Origin of the sequence: Moraxella porci DSM 25326 (genome assembly GCF_002014855.1) — a bacterium.
GTDB lineage: Bacteria > Pseudomonadota > Gammaproteobacteria > Pseudomonadales > Moraxellaceae > Moraxella > Moraxella porci.
In genome coordinates this window covers 294,342-313,203 of record NZ_MUYV01000001.1, presented here as the reverse complement: position 1 = coordinate 313,203, position 18,862 = coordinate 294,342, and the positions used below count along the sequence as shown (strand labels likewise).

At 47.4% G+C, this 18,862-nt stretch carries 18 protein-coding genes and 1 pseudogene; 6 read left to right on the top strand and 13 right to left on the bottom strand.

Annotated elements, in window-relative coordinates; all coding sequences use genetic code 11:
* The first annotated feature begins 4 nt into the window (after positions 1-4).
* Positions 5-751: a glycosyltransferase gene (locus tag B0681_RS01515; protein ID WP_078316975.1), complete on the top strand. Its 747-nt coding sequence runs from the start codon at positions 5-7 to the stop codon at positions 749-751.
* Between the two features lie 107 nt (positions 752-858).
* Here B0681_RS01515 and B0681_RS01510 read toward each other — a convergent pair whose 3' ends face one another.
* The 5 genes and pseudogenes from B0681_RS01510 to B0681_RS01495 form a co-directional block, all read right to left on the bottom strand.
* On the bottom strand, positions 859-1,071 hold the full coding sequence (locus B0681_RS01510; protein WP_078316974.1) for a tautomerase family protein: 213 nt from the start codon (positions 1,069-1,071) through the stop codon (positions 859-861).
* A 74-nt stretch (positions 1,072-1,145) separates the two neighbouring features.
* Positions 1,146-2,267, bottom strand: coding sequence for a YbfB/YjiJ family MFS transporter (locus tag B0681_RS01505; protein WP_158077904.1), 1,122 nt, complete (start codon positions 2,265-2,267; stop codon positions 1,146-1,148).
* A 155-nt stretch (positions 2,268-2,422) separates the two neighbouring features.
* Positions 2,423-3,148 (bottom strand): annotated as a pseudogene (locus B0681_RS10550) (nitroreductase family protein).
* A gap of 44 nt (positions 3,149-3,192) precedes the next feature.
* Positions 3,193-3,360 (bottom strand): hypothetical protein, encoded by a 168-nt coding sequence (locus B0681_RS10430; protein ID WP_169835662.1) that lies wholly within the window; start codon positions 3,358-3,360, stop codon positions 3,193-3,195.
* Between the two features lie 211 nt (positions 3,361-3,571).
* Positions 3,572-5,059, bottom strand: a complete 1,488-nt coding sequence (locus B0681_RS01495; RefSeq protein WP_078316972.1) for a DUF3360 family protein — start codon at positions 5,057-5,059, stop codon at positions 3,572-3,574.
* A gap of 365 nt (positions 5,060-5,424) precedes the next feature.
* Between B0681_RS01495 and B0681_RS01490 the strand changes: the two genes are divergently transcribed.
* From B0681_RS01490 to B0681_RS01475, 4 genes are read left to right on the top strand one after another with little or no spacing between them, the layout of a single operon-like run.
* Positions 5,425-5,616 carry a DNA gyrase inhibitor YacG gene (locus B0681_RS01490; RefSeq protein WP_078316971.1) on the top strand — a complete coding sequence of 64 codons (192 nt, stop codon included), beginning with the start codon at positions 5,425-5,427 and terminating at the stop codon, positions 5,614-5,616.
* A 38-nt stretch (positions 5,617-5,654) separates the two neighbouring features.
* Positions 5,655-6,842, top strand: coding sequence for an aspartate aminotransferase family protein (locus B0681_RS01485; RefSeq protein ID WP_078316970.1), 1,188 nt, complete (start codon positions 5,655-5,657; stop codon positions 6,840-6,842).
* Positions 6,843-6,847: 5 nt separating this feature from the next.
* Positions 6,848-7,747: a threonine/serine exporter family protein gene (locus B0681_RS01480; RefSeq protein ID WP_078316969.1), complete on the top strand. Its 900-nt coding sequence runs from the start codon at positions 6,848-6,850 to the stop codon at positions 7,745-7,747.
* An 11-nt stretch (positions 7,748-7,758) separates the two neighbouring features.
* Positions 7,759-8,208, top strand: a complete 450-nt coding sequence (locus B0681_RS01475; protein ID WP_407661929.1) for a threonine/serine exporter family protein — start codon at positions 7,759-7,761, stop codon at positions 8,206-8,208.
* Between the two features lie 76 nt (positions 8,209-8,284).
* On the opposite strand, the gene leuA is transcribed toward B0681_RS01475, so the two are convergent.
* A complete protein-coding gene (leuA, locus tag B0681_RS01470; protein WP_078316967.1) occupies positions 8,285-10,003 on the bottom strand; it encodes a 2-isopropylmalate synthase in 1,719 nt (572 codons plus the stop codon).
* Between the two features lie 174 nt (positions 10,004-10,177).
* On the opposite strand from leuA, the gene B0681_RS01465 reads away from it, so the two are divergent.
* Positions 10,178-10,654 carry an Lrp/AsnC family transcriptional regulator gene (locus tag B0681_RS01465; protein ID WP_078316966.1) on the top strand — a complete coding sequence of 159 codons (477 nt, stop codon included), beginning with the start codon at positions 10,178-10,180 and terminating at the stop codon, positions 10,652-10,654.
* A 7-nt stretch (positions 10,655-10,661) separates the two neighbouring features.
* Here the strand turns inward: B0681_RS01465 and B0681_RS01460 are convergent, their stop codons facing one another.
* The 7 genes from B0681_RS01460 to serC form a co-directional block, all read right to left on the bottom strand.
* Complete coding sequence (locus B0681_RS01460) at positions 10,662-12,161, bottom strand: ABC transporter ATP-binding protein (protein ID WP_158077903.1); 1,500 nt, start codon at positions 12,159-12,161, stop codon at positions 10,662-10,664.
* Positions 12,151-13,179, bottom strand: coding sequence for an ABC transporter permease subunit (locus B0681_RS01455; RefSeq protein WP_114144927.1), 1,029 nt, complete (start codon positions 13,177-13,179; stop codon positions 12,151-12,153). Before B0681_RS01455 ends, B0681_RS01460 begins: the two co-directional genes overlap by 11 nt.
* 3 nt (positions 13,180-13,182) lie before the next feature.
* Positions 13,183-14,220, bottom strand: a complete 1,038-nt coding sequence (locus tag B0681_RS01450) for an ABC transporter permease subunit (RefSeq protein ID WP_078316964.1) — start codon at positions 14,218-14,220, stop codon at positions 13,183-13,185.
* A gap of 102 nt (positions 14,221-14,322) precedes the next feature.
* Positions 14,323-14,883 (bottom strand): manganese efflux pump MntP, encoded by a 561-nt coding sequence (locus B0681_RS01445; RefSeq protein WP_078316963.1) that lies wholly within the window; start codon positions 14,881-14,883, stop codon positions 14,323-14,325.
* Between the two features lie 119 nt (positions 14,884-15,002).
* Complete coding sequence (gloB, locus tag B0681_RS01440; RefSeq protein ID WP_078316962.1) at positions 15,003-15,782, bottom strand: hydroxyacylglutathione hydrolase; 780 nt, start codon at positions 15,780-15,782, stop codon at positions 15,003-15,005.
* Positions 15,783-15,794: 12 nt separating this feature from the next.
* Positions 15,795-17,729, bottom strand: coding sequence for an extracellular solute-binding protein (locus B0681_RS01435; protein ID WP_158077902.1), 1,935 nt, complete (start codon positions 17,727-17,729; stop codon positions 15,795-15,797).
* A gap of 31 nt (positions 17,730-17,760) precedes the next feature.
* Positions 17,761-18,843 (bottom strand): 3-phosphoserine/phosphohydroxythreonine transaminase, encoded by a 1,083-nt coding sequence (serC, locus tag B0681_RS01430; RefSeq protein ID WP_078316960.1) that lies wholly within the window; start codon positions 18,841-18,843, stop codon positions 17,761-17,763.
* Between the last annotated feature and the right edge of the window lie 19 nt (positions 18,844-18,862).

Here is an 18,862-nt window from a genome sequence, read left to right as displayed (position 1 = left end):
TACCATGACTGACACCAATTACATCATCTGCATGAAATGGGGCACCAAATACGGTGCTGAATATGTCAATCGACTGTATAATATGGTGGCTCGTAACATCACCCTGCCATTTACCATGGTCTGCTTGACTGATGACACGACAGGTATCCGTGATGAAGTGGTGTGTTATCCGATTCCAGAGCTGAATCTGCCAAGCAATATCCCTGAACGCGGCTGGAAAAAACTCACCACCTTTAAGCCCGACCTGTATGGTCTAAAGGGTACGGCGCTGTTTTTGGACATCGACATTGTTATCATTGATAATATTGACTGCTTTTTCACCCATAAGGCTGAGCATGACGACAGCGTGATGATCATTCGCGATTGGAAAAAACCGTGGCGCATGGTGGGTAATAGCTCGGTGTATCGCTTTAAGGTGGGTTATAACACCTATCCGCATTTGTTGGAATATTTTGAAAATAACTTTGAAAAAATCCGCAGCGAAGTGCGTCATGAACAGGCATTTTTGTCCAATTATCTGCGCGAGCATCATCACCTTGAATACTGGGATCCTTCGTGGTGCGTGAGCTTCAAATATCATTGCCTGCACAAGATTCCTTTGGCGTATTTTTTACCGCCCAAAAAACCTAGCAATGCCAAAATTGTCATTTTTCATGGCGAGATCAATCCACCAGATGCCATCACAGGCGGTGGCGGCAAATGGTATCGCTATGTCCTACCAAGCAAATGGATCAAAGAAGCTTGGCAATAGGTATTAAAAAAGACTGCTATGGCTAAGCAGTCTTTTTATTGGCTTTAGACACAGGTCAATGGATTTGGCATAAAACCTTAGCCATATCATCCGCTAAGATGCAGCATCTAAGATTTGGCAAGCTTACGCACCTCGGTGATGGTTTTGCCACCCAATCCATAATTATCCATATCGATCTCATCGATGACCACGACGGTCGTGGCAGGATTTTTATTCAAGACGCGTGCGAGCAGTTCGGTCACGCCTTCGATGATTTGCTGCTTTTGTTCGACGCTAGGCGCTTCACTGCCGCCTGTGACTTTGACATTGACATAGGGCATTTTTATCTCCTTTTATTTGGGTAAATTATCCATCATAGATGAAATTATCAAAGTATCTTAATTTATTGAACAGCTTAGCCTTTTTGCCAAGCGATCATCGCACCCATCAATAAAGCGATCATCGCAAGCACTAATGACATCTCAAATCCTTGTGTCCAGCGATACATCTGTGCTGAGACGATCGGCCCCAAAATTTGGCCAATACTATAAGCAACTGTGGCAATGGCGATTAGGTTTTTGCCAGTTTTGGCGGTCAGCTGCTTGGCGATGGGCATCACCAAAGTCACCGTACCCATAAAACCACCACCGACAAGTAAAGCGCTTAACATATAGCCCATCGTGTATGGCGCCACGACGGGCAAAATCACACCGATCGCTTGCATCAGCATATTTAGCACAAGCGACATGCGCGTACCCAAGCGCTGACAAATCTGATACCAGATAAAGCAAGAGGGTATCACACTCAGCCCAAATGCCGTCCAGACAAATTCGATATCAGCATTGGCCACGGCAAGGGTGATCAAAAGCGGTAAATAAGTGGCGGTAATGATATAGCCAAACCCCGCCAAGCCATATAATACAGGCAATGCCTGAGCATCCAAACGACTGCTAGTAGCAGCTACTGATGCGGATACTGGGCTGTCTTGGTTTTGTTCAAAGAACAATCCATGGATCACCAATGCTGTGGCAGCCAGAGCCACAAGCGCAAGCAATAGCCATATCTGTGGCGATAACCAGCGCTCTGACATCATCGACACCAGCTGCGCTGAAGCTGCAATCCCCAAACCGACGCCTGCGTACATGATGGGTGCTGCATTCAGCTTTTGGCGCTGCCCCAACAACCATATCGAGGTAGCTACGATACCAACAGCACTGAACACACCTGCCAACAATCGAATGCCGATGATCAGCACGCCAGAGTCAGTCAGATATAATGCGCCCAGCGTGATGACAGTGCCAAGCAGTGCCACCAAAGCCCATTGATGTGCCTGATTAAGCTTGATGCGTATCGCGCCGATCGCGCCGATGAGATAGCCCAGATAATTGGCTGCGGCTGCCCAACTGCCCTGCTCAATGCCAAGAATCTGCTCATTGACCATATAAGGATACAGTGCAGTATAGGCAAATCGCCCAAAGCCCATCACCACAGCCAGCATCAAAGCAGCCTCAAGGCCATTTTTTAAGGTACTGCGCATCGCCATGCCAACCGCCAAGTGTTCAAAAGATGCCAACAGCTTACATGAGTTAATTTGCATATGCAAACAATGTTTGGTATTTTGTAAATTTATACAGTCATATTGACAGGCTATAACCCATCAGATGGGATGGATAATTGACATCATCTTTAGCATTAAAGTTTGCGATACACCTCATCAAAAGGCACACGAAAACGCTCGCCCCACACGCCATTGTCGGTGCGATAGCCGCACGAAATGATCATGTTAATCTCGGCAGCGTCAGGCAAATTGAGTAGATTTTTGACCATTTTACTGTCAAATCCCTCCATCGGACAAGTATCCGCGCCTGCCGCACTCATCGCCAGCATGAAGGTCTGTGCCGCCAATGCGCAGCTTTTGTGTACCATGATGCGCACATCAGTGGCAGAGATGCGATCATAGACGGGTTTGAATTTTTGGATGGTTGAGAACACCAATTTGCGTGCATTGGCCACGCCAAAGTTGGTGCGTTAAATCATCGGCATGGTCACGCTATAATAGCGCTCAATGCGTTTGATGCGCGCCGCCTGCCGTGATTCGGGAGAATAACGCTTGATATTGCCGCGCTCGAATGCCAATGCCGCTTTGGCACGCTTTGCATAATGGTCTTGACGCGTCACGAACACCACCATCTGCTGTGCGCTCGTAGCCGCCTGCTGTGATAGGCATGCCTTGGCCAGTTGATCAAGCAGCGCAGCATCCGTAATGTGATAAAACTCATACAGCTGCATATTTGAGCTGCTGGGCGCTAGCTGAGAGAGTTCAAGACACTCTTTGACCAACTTAGGATCCAAACTTTGATTGGCATCATACTCACGCACAGCACGGCGATGATTGACGATGTCTTTAAAATGCTGCATGGCACACCTCTTAATCTTTACAAACTTTTGGCTTTGGCTAACGCTCAGCGCTTAAACATATCTGCTTGGCGATTTTTTTTGACATAATCAATCATACAATCACGCAACAGTTGACTGGCCGTGCGATTATTATCGCGGGCAGCTTTTTTAAATTGCTCAACCAGATTTTTATCGACGCGCATGTTAAAGGTGGTTTGTTCGCTGTGATTCATCAGATTCTCCAACATATTGAATTTATGAGATAATTTGGGTGGATTTTAGCATAATTGCAATGACAATGCAAGTACTTTGTCTTTATAATATCATCGCTAAAGCCATCACATCTGTATTGATCAATGGCTGAGCGCGCTTTCATCTTACTGACATTTGCCCATAAAAAAATCACCCCAACCAATGGTCAGGGTGATTGGCCAAAGCCATCGATTAGATTCTAAACTGTGGCAGTAGCGCTGGAATCCCAGGGAACATCCCCACCGCCGCCATCACAGCGCACAGCACGACAAAGCCCACCAAAGGAATGATCACGCGGCCACTCAGGCCCAGCTCGACGCTGCGCTGCTTATCACCGATCAAGCCCAGATTGTCCAGCATCATCGTCAGCGACCAACCAAATACAGGATTGACCAGTGCAGAGGCGAACACGACAATCGCGGCTGACTGAGTGGTCTTGCCTTTGCGCGTCATTTCCATGCCCGCCTCAAGTAGCGGTACAAACACCGCCACGATCAGCGCCACGGACAGCACAGGCTGCCAGATCGCCAAATCCATCGGATAACCCCAAATACTGGCAATGATACAAAACACCGCCGTCAGTACCGCACCTGCTGGAATGGGTCGTTTGGCGATGGCGGCAGGGACGATGTAAGTTCCCCATGATGAGGAGAAATTAGCGCCGCCCAACAGCGACCCTGCTGCCTGACGCGCCGATGCTGCAATCATGGTATCATCGATGTTCATGTGCGTGCGCTCAGAATTTGGCGGATAGCTGATTTTTTGGAATACTTGATGGCCAAGAAAATCAGGCGACCACATGGCCACGGCCAGCACCGCAAATGGGAAGACCACCACAAAGGCCTTTAGGTCAGGCAAGCCCATTGTCCAACCCGTATCCTCACCCCACCAATAGGCGGGATTCAATGGCGGCAGACCAGGCTCGGTTTTAAATTCAAAAGGCGCACCCAAAGCAAACGCAATAAAACCTGCCAACGCACAGCCAATCGGTACGGCCAGCCAACGCTTTTGCCAATGCTCAAGTAGCGCGTACATCACGATCGTGGCGATGATGATAACAAAAGCCAAGTGCGGTAAACCGATCTGCTCCGACCAAGTCATCATATTTTTGACCTGAGCGATCAGACCAACAAAGCCCAAGTATAATAACAAACCACCTGCCACGCCATTACTGGTCAGCTTAGCAAGCAAAGATCCGCCCTTAAAAAGCCCCAGCAAGATGCCGAACACGCCGATCAAAATACCAAATGCCAAAGGATGCCCGCCAGCAGCCACGACCAAAGGAATCAGAGGAATTAATGGGCCATGCGTACCTGCCAAGTTGGCTGTCGGCAACAAAAACCCTGATAACAGCAGCACAAATACTGCTGCAATCAGCATCTCATAGCGCACATTTTCCAGTACAAAAGCTTCACCAAGGCCAAGCGGTGCTGCAAATGCCGCTGCCATCGCGCCGACCATCACGATTTTACCAATCGTACCAGCCATCGCAGGAATGGCATCTTCAAACTCAAAGCGATAATCACGAAATGGCAAATTGGCTCGCCAACGACGCGGCTTCATGATCTGAAGCTCATGGTTTAAATAGGCATCGCGCGACTCAAAGCTTGAGCTTGGGCGATGCAGTTCGCGGTAGCTTTTGTTTGAATTATCATCAATCACTGAATTAGAATCACTCACAATAGTCTCCTTTTATTGCTTTTGAATGACCATCTCTTCACTTACAAAACAAGTGTACTTGTTATTTTGATTGCAGGATTATAACTTGCTTTAGTATGTCTGTCATGCATTATTTTATAGAAATGATAATAAAACCCCAAAATCATTTTTATTTGCGACTTTGGCATAACTGTAAATCATATCTTGCATTGTGTGATGGTAGCGATAAATTTGTATGGTCATATATACAAATTATCTTAACAATGTCATGTTATACCAATCTAAATCTAAGCGTCGGCTGCTTGACAGATTCATCAAAAATCTGGATGAATCCTTAGAACAAATTTGCTAAAATGAACCATTGTACCCTCCATTTAGGATCGATCATGACATCTGCTACTCATCCTTGCCCTACCTGCCAAACACCAACCCAATGGTCGGATAATCCGCATCGACCGTTTTGTTCTGAGCGCTGTAAGCTTATTGATCTGGGTGCATGGGCATCAGATGAGTATGTGATCGCAGGTGAGGACAGTCCTTTTTCGGGGCAATTGGATGATTCATCCACAGCGTATTGATTTGGACACAGATTGATTTTTACCATTAAGGAAATCCCATGAGCACTCATTTGATGCCAACTTATGCCCGTCAGCCCATCAACTTCGTGCGTGGCGATGGCTCATATTTATACACCGCAGATGGCACAGCCTATTTGGATGCGCTCACAGGTATCGCTGTCTGCGGTCTTGGGCATTGTCATCCTGCCATCACCGCCGCGATCCAAGCACAGGCAAGCGAGCTTGTGCATACCAGTAATTTATTTGAAGTCAGCTGGCAAGAAAAAGCGGCCGATCTTTTGTGCCAAGCAGCTGGCATGGAGCAAGTATTTTTTGCCAATTCAGGCGCTGAGGCCAATGAATGCGCCCTAAAGCTTGCACGCGCCTACGCACACAAGCAAGGCAAGCGCCGCGCAAAAGTTATCGTGATGGACAATGCCTTCCATGGTCGCACCCTGCTGACAGTATCAGCCACCGCCAACCCAAAAGCGCGCGCTGGATTTTATACCTTAGATGAGGATTTTATCCGTGTGCCTTTTGGTGATGCTGCAGCCGTGGCAACACACAGCGCTGATGCGGATGTCTGTGCCGTGTTGGTTGAGCCGATTCAAGGCGAAGGCGGACTGCACACGCCAGCAGACGACTATCTGGAACAGCTCGCCCAAATCTGCCATGATAATGATTGGCTGTTGATGCTCGATGAAGTCCAAACTGGCAATGGCCGTACAGGCAAATATTTTGCGTATCAGCACTCAAGCATCACGCCCGATGTTCTTACGACTGCCAAAGGCTTGGGCAATGGCTTTCCTGTTGGTGCCTGCATGGTCAACGGCAAGGCAGTTGGGCTATTTGGGGCTGGCTCACACGGCTCAACTTATGGCGGTACGCCCTTGGCAAGCCGTGTGGTCTGTGCGGTGTATGAGACTTTGAATGACAGCATTATGCAAAATGCCATCACCCAAGGCGATAAAATCCGCGCTGCGGTTATCTATACCTTTGGCGATCATGGCATCCATGCTCGAGGTCGCGGCATGATGATTGGCTTTGCAATGCCAGATACCATCGACCTAACCAAGGCGGTCGATCTGGCGCGCGATGAGTATCGATTGATCATCAATGTCACGGGTGGTAATGTCATTCGCCTGCTGCCAGCATTGACTTTGTCTGATGCTGACACTCAAGCACTGATAGACAAACTGTGCGCACTCATCGGCAAGCTAATCGATGCAGCGCAGCCATCGATGTGAAAATTATGTCAAACCCAGCCTCTTTACACCCACAAATAAGCGCATCCGATGGCTCGCCCGCCCTGCTGTTCAATGATGGGCAAGCCACGGCGCGGCTGACTTATGCTCAGCAGCAGCGTATCACTCGCTTATGCATCCGCTGCGCGCTATTGCTCATGCAATATGGTGCTGAGTCAGCGGTCGTCGTCGATCTCACCAAGCGCTTGGGTAAGGCGCTTGGCATCGATGGCGTCGAATGTGGCTTATCCTTTAATGCTGTGACGCTCACCACTTTATACCAAGGGCGCTGCATCACCACAGTGCGCAACACCGTGCATCAAGGCATCCATGTCAGCATCTTAGTGCAGATTCAGCAGATCGTCTTACACGCCGAAGAAGCTTGGCAGTCGCGTCAATTTATCCTGACCTTGAGCGAACAAGATGCACTGATCGATGGTATTGAGCAGAGTTTTGATGGCATGGCGCGCACCACTTACCCAAATCTACTGGTCTCATTATTTGTTGGCATCTCTTGCGCCAGTTTTGCTTATCTAAATGGTGGCGATTGGATGATTGCACTGGTGACATTGGTTGCAGGCTTTGTGGCCATGCGAATGCGCATATTTTTGGCGGCGCACCACTTCAACCCATTTGTCGTGGTCATCATCACCGCCTTTACCGCCACATTACTCGGCGCAACTGCGTACTTTTTGGAATTGGGGAGTAATGCTGATATTGCCGTCGCTGCCAGCGTGCTACTACTGGTACCCAGTTTTCCCATCATCAATTCATTGTCTGATATCCTAAAAGGCTATATCAACATGGGCGTCGGCCGCTGGATGTTCGCCACCATGTTGACACTCTCTGCTTGTGTTGGCATCGTGATTGCGCTGATTTTCTTGGGCATTCCACATTGGGGGCTGTGATGGATTGGCTAATGATTCTTCAAAAAGTCGTGCTATCTTGCATCATCACCATCGGTTGGTGCTTGATGTTTACTTTGCCAAGGCGTTACATCATTCACTGCATGGCGGTCACGGCACTGGCTTTTGGCACCAAGCTTTTGATGGTGCAGGATGGCACACATCTTGCGATTGCCACTTTTTTTGGTGCGATGATGGGCAGCTTTTTGGGTGTGCGCTACGCTCAGCGATATGGATTGCCACCAAAGGCATTGATTGTGCCAAGTCTGATCTGCATGATGCCAGGTATCGCTGCCTATAAAGCCATGGTGAGCATGGTGCAAATCGGCTATTTTGGCTTTAGCATGGATTTGTTCATCATCATGATGCATCATTTTTTTGAGGCGATTTTTGTGATCTCAGCATTGGTGTTGGGATTGTCGATTCCTGGGATTTTATTTTATCGTAGAAAGCCGATTGTCTAAGAAAGCCTATCGGATTTAAAAAAGTGCAGCGTAAAATCTGCACTTTTTTTTGACTCTTAGATAATCTAAACTTAATTTACCAAGCCTGTGCCAATGCTGACAACGCGCCTTTTAGCATCGCTGAGACAGTGCTGTTACAGGTGCCGATGCCTGAGTAGATTTGACCATCGACTGACAGCTGGATGTAAGCAGCGGCGGCATTGTGCGTTTGGTTGTCTTTGCCATCATCACTATCGATTTGGGCGGTTTGGCTGATGGCGTGCTCGGCATAGTTGGTGACATGGATTTGCTTGCCGGTTGCTTTGACTAGGCCATCAATGAACGCTGATAATGCACCATTGCCTTGACCGATGACTTCAAACACTTCGGTCGGTGCTGCCACTTGACCTTGGAATGACACTTCACCGCCTTTGTTGTTGATGGTGTAGTCGCTCAATCGGAAAGTATCTTGAGATAGATAAGTTTGGGTGAAGATTTCCAAAAGCTCTTCGGTCTTCAGCTCACGAGCCAGACTTTCGGCTTGGGCTTGCACCACACGAGCAAAGTCAATCTGCGTCCAGCGTGGCAAATTAAAGCCATAATGACGCTGTAGAATATACGCTGCACCACCCTTGCCTGACTGGCTATTGATACGCACGACATCTTGGTAGCCACGGCCGATGTGTAGCGGGTCGATTGGCAAATACGCCACATCCCAATGACCATCCGTCTCTTTGTGCGATTCGTTATAATCCAGTGATTTTTTGATGGCATCTTGGTGTGAGCCACTAAATGCAGTGAACACAAGCTCGCCAACATACGGATGGCGTGGATGTACCGGCAGATTGTTGCACTCAGTGACGATTTGCACCATTTCACTGACTTGGCTAAAATCAAGCTCAGGATCGATACCTTGGGTATATAGGTTCATCGCCATCACTAGGATGTCCATATTGCCTGTGCGTTCACCATTGCCCAATAGCGTGCCTTCGATACGATCGGCACCTGCCATCAAGCCAAGCTCGGACGCTGCCACCGCACAGCCACGGTCATTGTGCGTATGCAGGCTGATGATGACGTGCTCTCGTTGCTTGAGATGACGGCAGAAATATTCCACTTGGTCGGCATAGATGTTTGGTGTGCTGGCTTCGACAGTGGCAGGTAGATTTAGGATGACTGCTTGACCGTTTTGTGGTTGCCACACTTCACAAACAGCATCACACACTTCGACCGCATAGTCGGTCTCGGTTTGGCTGAAGCTCTCTGGGCTGTATTGGAACACCCATTCGGTATCTGGATAATTTTTTGCCTTGTCGCGAAGCATCGTCGCCCCTGCGATGGCGATTTGTTTGATTTCTTCTTTGTCCATCTTATAGACTTTGTCTCGTTGGACTTTTGAAGTTGAGTTATACACATGGACAATGGCACGGCGAGCGCCTTGTAGTGCTTCAAAAGTACGCTCAATCAAATGCTCACGCGCCTGCACCAATACTTGCAAAGTCACATCTTCAGGCACATGACCTTCTTCGATCAATCGACGAGTAAAATCAAATTCGACTTGTGCCGCAGAAGGAAAGCCAATCTCAATTTCTTTAAAACCGATATCAACAAGCAATTTAAAGAATTTTAATTTTTGCTCAATATTCATCGGATCGATCAAGGCTTGGTTGCCATCACGCAAATCAACACTCGCCCAAATCGGTGCCTTGGTAATGGTCTTATCCGGCCAAGTGCGGTCAGTCAGCTTGGGTGCGAATTCAAAAGGACGATATTTGGTAAAATCAAACGCAGGATTTTTTGGGGTAATGTGTGGCATGATGGCTCCAAATTAAAAGCAAATTAATCGTAATTTTTGATGCTTGGTATCATAACAAATTTAGTATAGCAATTTTTACCTATTTTTGCATTATTTTTAGTATCAATGAGTACAAATCACTAATTATTTGATAATATATAGTGAAATTCACTCATTATAAGAGATTTATCAGTTATGGCAGCCACCCAAGACATCGTGACACTTGATGGCATCGATCGTAAGATTTTACGGATTTTAACAAACAATGCACGTGCATCCATCAGCGAGATCAGCGAAATCATCAACCTATCCGCTACGCCCACCATCCGCCGTATCAAACGGCTTGAAGAGCTTGGCATCATCACAGGCTATCATGCACACACCGACCCTGCCACACTGGGCTATACGCTGTCGGTCTATGTGGCGGTGAGCATGGATAAGCATACCGCTGAGCGTTTTGGTGAATTTGAAAGCCAAGTTCGCACCTTTGATGAAGTGGTCAGCTGCAGCGTCGTCACGGGTCGCAGTGAAGATTACCTGCTCAAGGTCTTGGTCAAAGATATGCGTCATTATGAAGAATTTCTACTACATAGGCTTAGTAAAATTGATGGCGTCAGTCAGCTACACACCAGTTTTGAGCTGCGAGAAGTATTTAGCCGTTCAGCGGTATGACCACGCACTATGCTTGTGATATATGCTTTGATAGATGAATGGTGCGATGACAAATGGCATCAATCACTTTTACATCGTGGCTGATGATTAGCATGGATGTCTGATAATTTTGATTAATTTTTCTTAATAAATTCAGCAGCTTGACAATAGATATGCGATCGAGCATCGCCGTTGGTTCATCGAGAATCAACAGCTTTGGACGAGCAAGCAGAGCACGCACGATACATATCCGTTGAATCTCACCCCCAGATAGACCAGATGGATAGCGATCCAGTAGCGTGTCTGATAGACCGCACAATTTTAACAGTTCATCCATATAGGCATCATCATGGGTATCATCGATACTTTGGCACGTTTCAAGCAGACTTTGGCGGATAGTACGAGCAGGATTTAGGCTGTCTTTGACTTCTTGCATCACCAGCTGCACTTGTCGCTGTCGTATTCTAAGCGCCCTAGCAGATAACTGGTACAGATCTTGATGATCGATGATGACTTTGCCAGTCACCATCAGCCTTGGATCAAGCCTTGTGATGGCTTTTGCCAGTGTTGACTTACCGACACCTGACGCCCCCATGATGCCGACGATTTCGCCTTGAGTGATTTGTAAATCAAACTCTTCAATCACAGTGGCAGACGGTCTCAAGCTCAGCCATTTTCTTGGGTGGCGTATGCCAAGATTTTGTACCGTCAAAATCGGCTGCAATGTCTCTGCCATCATCGGTGATGGCGTACCAAAATCCGCATCAAGTAATGCCTGCGATATCCGATGGTGCGGCAATTGATCGATATCAAGCACGGCAAAACTGTCCGATGACAAGACCAAAAACCGATCGCAGCACGCCATTAAGCTTGGCAAATCATGGCTGATGAGTATCAGTGCTGTGCCTGTTTGTTTGGATAGATCAGTTAGTAATTCTAAAATTTCATCTTTAAGATGGCTATCAAGTGCACCTGTCGGCTCATCGGCGATGATGACTTTTGGAGATCCTGCCAAAGCCTGTGCAATACTGATACGCCTTGCTTCACCGCCTGAGAGTTCATGCGGATAGGCAGATAAATAACGCTCGGCATCAGGTAGGTGCACCATCTCTAGCAGCTGTTTGGCACGGACTTTACGCTCGTGTTTTGGGATACCAAGCGTGGCAAATAGCTTATCAAAGCTTGTCGCTATCGTATCTACAGGATTTAGCGATGCTTTAGGCTCTTGGAAGATGTATGCCATCTTGGTGCGTATCTGGGCAAATACCCTATCATCGCCCTGTCGATCAAGTGGCACACGCTCGCCTGCAATCTGAGCCTTAATAGATGAGACACGCCAATATGCTGGCAAAAGCCCAAATAAAGCCTGCATCAATGTTGTCTTGCCGACACCTGATACGCCGACTACGCCCAAGATTTCGCCCGAATGCACATCAAGTGTCAGCCCTTGTATCAATACTTGCTGATCTGATGAGATGCTAAGATTGCTCAATTGCACCACTGGCAAGGTAGTATCATTACTTGACATCGAGTGCATTTCTTAGCCCTTCTCCAATCACAATCAAGAGCGACAGCACCACCGACAGCACCACAAAGCCAGTCAGTACCAAATGCGGTGCATCCAAATGATTTTTGCCTTGGAGCAATAATTCACCCAAACTTGCTGAACCCATCGGTAAACCCAAACCCAAAAAATCCAGCGTCGTCAATGCACTGATATTCGCCACTATCACAAAAGGCAGCTGTGAAAGTGTCAAAAGTAGCGTACTTGGCAGGATATGTCGCTTGATGATGATGAGTGGATGCACGCCAAGATTTTGGGCAGCCAGCACATACGCCCTACGCCGTGTCCGCAAAAAATGTGCTCGCGTCAATGGCACAAGGGATAACCAACCAAATGACAGCAACAGCACAAACAGCACAGGCACCGACGGCACAAACACACTTGCCAAAATCATCATCACAAACAGCTGCGGCAAACCCAGCCACACTTCCACAAACCGCTGACCCAGCAAATCCGCCAGCCCACCAAAATATCCCATCAACGCCCCAAAGGCAACGCCAATCACGCTACCGACTAGGCTTAACCCAATTCCCATCAATAGACAAATGCGCAGTCCATACAGCACACGAGCCAACACATCTCGACCGACATCATCTGTACCAAGCCAATGATGGCGACTGGGTTCGCTTGGGTGTGGCGTCACAGCATCGAGCACCAGCGTATGCTCGCCATAGGGTATCGGTGGCATGATAATCAGTCCATCACGGCGGATATGGTCAATCAATACAGGATCTTGATAATTGGCGCTCGTCTCAAACACACCGCCAAATGCCATCTCAGGATAATCATGCAATAACGGCAAAAAGCTTTGGTCATGATGGCGAATAAATAGCGGTTTGTCATTGGCAATCACAGGTGTCAATAATGAAACACCGCCGATAATCATCAACAAAATCAATGAAAAAAACGCCAAACGCTCACGGCGAAATCTCGCCCAACGGCTCATGCCACAAGCTTGACCAACATTATGGCTACCCATCATCCATCACGCCCCAAAATCCACTCTAGGATCAATCAATACATACAACACATCAAATATCAGCTGCACCGCCATGCCAAGCAAGGTAAATATGTACAAAATCCCAAACATCAGCGGATAATCTCGCTGCACCACCGCATCATAGGCAAGCCGTCCCAGTCCATCTATCCCAAAAATAACTTCAATCAAAAAATTTCCCGAAAACAGCACGCCCACCACCGCCAGTGGCAAACCTGAGACAATGGGTAACAGGGCATTTTTGAATACTTGTGTGTATAAAATACGACGCTTGGACAGACCCCGAGCACGCATGGCAAGCACATGAGATGAACTAAGCTCATTCATCACGCTAAATTTGGTCAAATACGCAACTCCTGCAATCGAGCCCACACTGCTGGCGAGTACAGGCAGTGTCAGATGCCAGAGTACATCAGCTGCCTTAGTCCAAACGCTTAGCTGCTCAAAGTTTGGCGATACCACCCCTTGAATGGGGAAAATCTGCCACACACCTGCAAACAACACAAGCAATAGCACCGCCATCATAAATACTGGCAAAGCGTGTAGCACAGACAATATCACCATCATCAGATGATCCTTGGCACTACCATGCACCTGCACCTTATACATCCCGATCATCACGCCAAAACCATAGGCCACCAAAAGGCTTAACGCACCAAAAGCAAGGCTGATTGGCAGTTTTTGGACAATCAAATCCATCACCGATTGGCCCTGAAAAAACGACTGCCCAAACTCAAACTGAGCAAAATTTTTCACCATCAGCCAAAATCGCTCATCAGCCGGCAAATCAAAGCTAAAACGCGTATTTAGCTCTGCCATCATTTGGGCAGATAGCCCTTGTGAACCTTGATAATGCTGAGCCAAGACAAATCCTTGGGCAGCAAGTGACTGCTGTTCGGCTTGGATTTTGGCAAGCTGTTGCTCGACTGGCCCACCAGGGGCGATTTGGATGATGGCAAAGTTAATCAGCAAAATCAAAAACAGTGTCGGTGCCATCAAGGCGAGCCGCTTAAGTATATAGCTCATCGATACCCCTGATGTGTGATGATGATCTGATAGCGTGATTGGAATTTCATGGCTGATTTGATGGTTTTGTATGGTTTTGTTAAGTTGATTTGCATTTTCTAATCAAGCGGTCAAATGATTGTACAGAATCGATGAGCCAATCACCATCAGCACCACACCGCCTGCAATCATCGCCCCTTTGCCAAACCGCTCGCCCAGTCTGCGACCAAGATACAACCCCATCGTTGCCATGATGGTGGTCGCAAGTCCAATCAATACCGCCGACAGCCAAATATTGACCTCCAAAAATGCCAATGACACACCCACCACCATCGCATCAATACTGGTCGCAATCGCTGTAATCAATAGCCAAATCCCCGTGCGAGTCTCAGACGCTTCATCGTCCTCATCACCCCAGATGGCTTCATAGATACAGCGAATACCCAGTATCATCAAGAGTACAAAGCCAATCCAGTGATCGACACTCTCCATCCACTGATGCGCCACTTTGCCCATCAACCAGCCAATCACAGGTGCAATCGCTTCAACCACGCCAAACACCAAGCCATGCTTGACCGCCTTGGTCAAGGTCATGCCTCGTGCTGCCGTGCCTTTGGCGATGGCTACCGAAAATGCATCCATCGACATCCCAAAGGCAAGAATAATTAGAGCAATCAGACTCATTGATGATTCACTTATTTTAATCTATGTGATGATTTGATTGACCAAACCGCCAAATCCAGCCAAAGCCGTGCATTTTAATACTGCTTTTAATCTTGATATAATCGTGGTATAGATAGTGTTTATGCATTGTTTTTGGCGATACGCAAAGCGGTAAATACTGATAATCCATCATCAGCACAACCAAGCTTGTCAGCCATCGCTTGACGCAGTGACGGCTCAAAGCTGTGCAAAAAAACATTAATTTGCTTTTCATAGCCAAGCTGTGTCGGTAAGCTTATTTTAGCATTTTCTAGGCGCGCTTGGGTATCAAGGATGGCAGTTTCGATGGTTTTTTTGACGCTATCAGCACAGACTGTTTGAGCAAATTTCAGATTCGATAGCGTATATTCATGCGCAGGATAAAACAGCGTCTCATCAGGCAGTCTCAAATACCGCTCAAAGCTTGCATAAAGCTGTTCAATCGTCCCTGTAAACACTCGCCCACAGCCGCCGCTAAATAGCGTATCGCCACAAAAAACTCGCATCACACCATCCATCTGCACAAGATAGCTTAAGTGGCTATCGGTATGCCCTGCACTCATCTGCACAGTAAAATCAAGCCCCATGATATGAAGCTGACTACCTTCATCAACTGGCACGGCATCGGTAAGTCCATGATGACTATGTGCGTACAATGTACAGTCTTTATAAAGACTCATAAGCTTATCCACACCACCGATATGGTCGTGATGATGATGGGTAATGAGTATTGCCACAGGTGTCAGCTGATGGGCATTTAGATAGCTGATGACCTCATCGGCAGAGCCTGGATCGATGATGATGGCGTGTTGCTCGGCACTGATTGCCCAAATATAATTATCATCGAATGCCTTGATGGCGTGAATGTGAAAACTGCTCATAATTTTTATAACCTAGTCAGTGGGTTGATACCACCAATAATCCAGACCAATACTGCTGGTTGGTGGGCGTGTTGGGTGGTGATAGCCTTGATAATACAGGATGTCAGTGCTGTTTTTGCCATACCAAGGGATCATATATTCACCTGCAAGCAGCAGCCGATCTAGCACCTTGGCATACAGCTCGATCTCTTGGCGTGATGTGGCTTTGCCAAGCTTCACAATCACGGCATCAATAGCAGCACTTTTGATGCCGATGGTGTTTTGGTTGCCCGCCTCATCTGCTGATGCCGAACCCCACAGATAGCCTTGCTCAGCACCTGGTGAATTACCCTGCATAAAGCTGTCTATGATCATATCAAACTCATAAGCTCGCTTGGCGTGCAGATAGCTTGAGCCATCCATCCGTCGTAGCCGTGCATCAATACCTAGCCGTTTTAGGTGTGTGATATAGGGCAATAGCACGGCTTGATATTGATCATCTTGTACCAAGATTTCAAGGCGTACGGCTTGACCATCTTTATCATGTAGCTTACCATCATGATAAGTAAATCCAGCATCCAGCAAAAGCGCTCTTGCTTTTAGTAAATTATCACGATTGATACCATCAGCGGTCGATACAGGCTGAATGGGTACGCCCATAATGGCAGATTGTTCATCAAGATTGAGCGGTAATTCTTGTAATACAGCCAATTCTTTGGCACTTGGTTTGCCCATCGCCTGTAGTGGCGAACCAAAAAAGTAGCTGGTGAGTCGCTGATATTCGCCATAAAGCAGTTGTTGATTTGTCCATTCAAAATCAAACGCCAAATTCATCGCCTGACGCACGCGCTTATCAGCAAATAAAGGACGGCGTAGATTCATCACCAGCCCCTGCATCAAGACAGGATTTTGGTTGGTGAGTGAGACTTTTTGGATAACGCCCATGCGTGTATTTGCCTGATCAAAAGTCGCCCATCGCTTGATGTCATTTTCGATACGAAAGCGGTATTGACCAGTTTTAAAGGCTTCGAACGCCACGGCTTCATCAGCAAAATACTGATATTCAATGACATCAAAATTAAACCGCCCCCGATTGACCATCACATCCACTCCCCAATACTCAGGATCTCGGACATAGCGTACTCGTCGTGATGGTTCAGCAAGCTCAAGCTGATACGCCCCACTACCCATCAAAGGCACAAGGCCAACTTGATCAAATCGCTGATCGATATCGGCTTTGGCAAAAATAGGCATCAGCCCGACACTGGCACCCAAATCCGCCGATGCCGTTTGGTTAAAATAAAACTTCACTCGATGGCGATCCAGCACTTCGATGGCTTCAATCCCACCCAAAAACCCCCGCCATGACATCAAGCCCTTGGTCAATATCGCCTCAAAAGTCGCCTTGACATCCTCTGCCGTTACCGCACTACCATCCCAAAACTTCGCCTTAGGATGAATATGATAAATAATCCAACTGTCATCATCAGGATTGTGCGTCACCGCATTGGCAAGCTGTGGGTAGAGCACATAAGCTTCATCGAGCGAGCCTGCCATCAAGGTATCATACAGATAAAAAGTGCCTGTCGCAGGGATGCCCTGATCAATAAAGCTATTTAGGCTATTAAACATCCCGATGGCAGACATCGACAGCACGCCACCTTTTGGTGCATCCGGATTGGCATAAGGCAAATGTGTCGCTTGGTCGTATTTGGCATCATTATTGACAGTCAGGACACTGCTCGTGATGACACCGCTGTTTAGATGATTGCGGCGAATGGTTGGCGATAATTTATCAGCGGATAAATCAAGCGAATCTTTTGTATCAGACTGCACTATGACTGCCTGCCCATCTGTAGTCTGCTTGCTGTCCGTACAGCCTGCCACGACAGTCGTCGCACCAATCACACACAACAAAAACCACGACCCAAACACCTGCTTGGCTCGTGGTTTATGATGCTGATTCATAAGCTGGTTCATCGATACGGTTGATGACAGATTAGCCGTGCTTACGCTCAAATTCAGCCATAAAGCTTACCAAAGCCTGAACCTGCTCAAGCGTGATGGCATTGTAGATACTTGCACGCATACCGCCCACGACACGATGGCCTTTTAGGTTCAATAAACCTGCTTGTTTGGATTCCTCCAAAAATAGCTTATCCAGATTGCTATCAGCCAATTGGAACGGCACATTCATGATTGAGCGGTGCTTTGGATTGACTTTATTGGTATAAAAATCACTGGCATCAATCGCATCGTACAGTGCTTTGGCTTTAGCATGGTTAATCTTGGCAATCGCCTCAACACCACCTTGCTCAAGCAGCCACTCAAACACCAAACCCGACAAATACCATGCATAAGTCGATGGCGTGTTGAGCATTGAGTCATTTTCAAATTGATTTTTATAATTCATCACATTTGGGCACCATGGACTGGCTTGCTCTAGCAAGTCTTTGCGGATGATGACCAAAGTCAATCCAGCAGGACCAATGTTCTTTTGTGCGCCCGCATAAATCATGCCAAAGTCATTGACATTGATTGGCTCTGATAGGATGCATGATGAGAAGTCGGCGACAATCGGCGCATTGACTTTTGGTGTATCAAAGATTTGTACGCCGTGAATGGTCTCATTTGGGCAATAATGAAAATAGCTTGCGCCATCGGTCAGCTGCCAAGTATCAAACGCTGGCACATCACTGCCATCCCCTTCAGCGACCAAGTTAATTTTGCCAAGTCCTAGCGTCTCGTAGCGTTTGGCTTCTTTATAGGCTTTTTGAGACCATGCACCCGTGTTCAGATAGTCAGCTGTACCGCCGTTTAGTAGGTTTAGTGGAATGCTTGAGAATTGCAATGCTGCACCGCCTTGCAAAAACAGCACCGCATACTCATCACTGATGTTCATCAGCTTTCGCAAATTGGCTTCGGCTTTTTGGGCAAGCTCGATATAGTCAGCACTGCGATGGCTAATCTCCATCACTGATGCGCCAAGTCCCTGCCAATCAAGCATCTCAGCTTGGGCACGCTCAAGGACGGCAGTCGGCATACTGGCTGGACCAGCACAGAAGTTCGCTAAACGGGTCATGAGGTTATCCTTAATGATA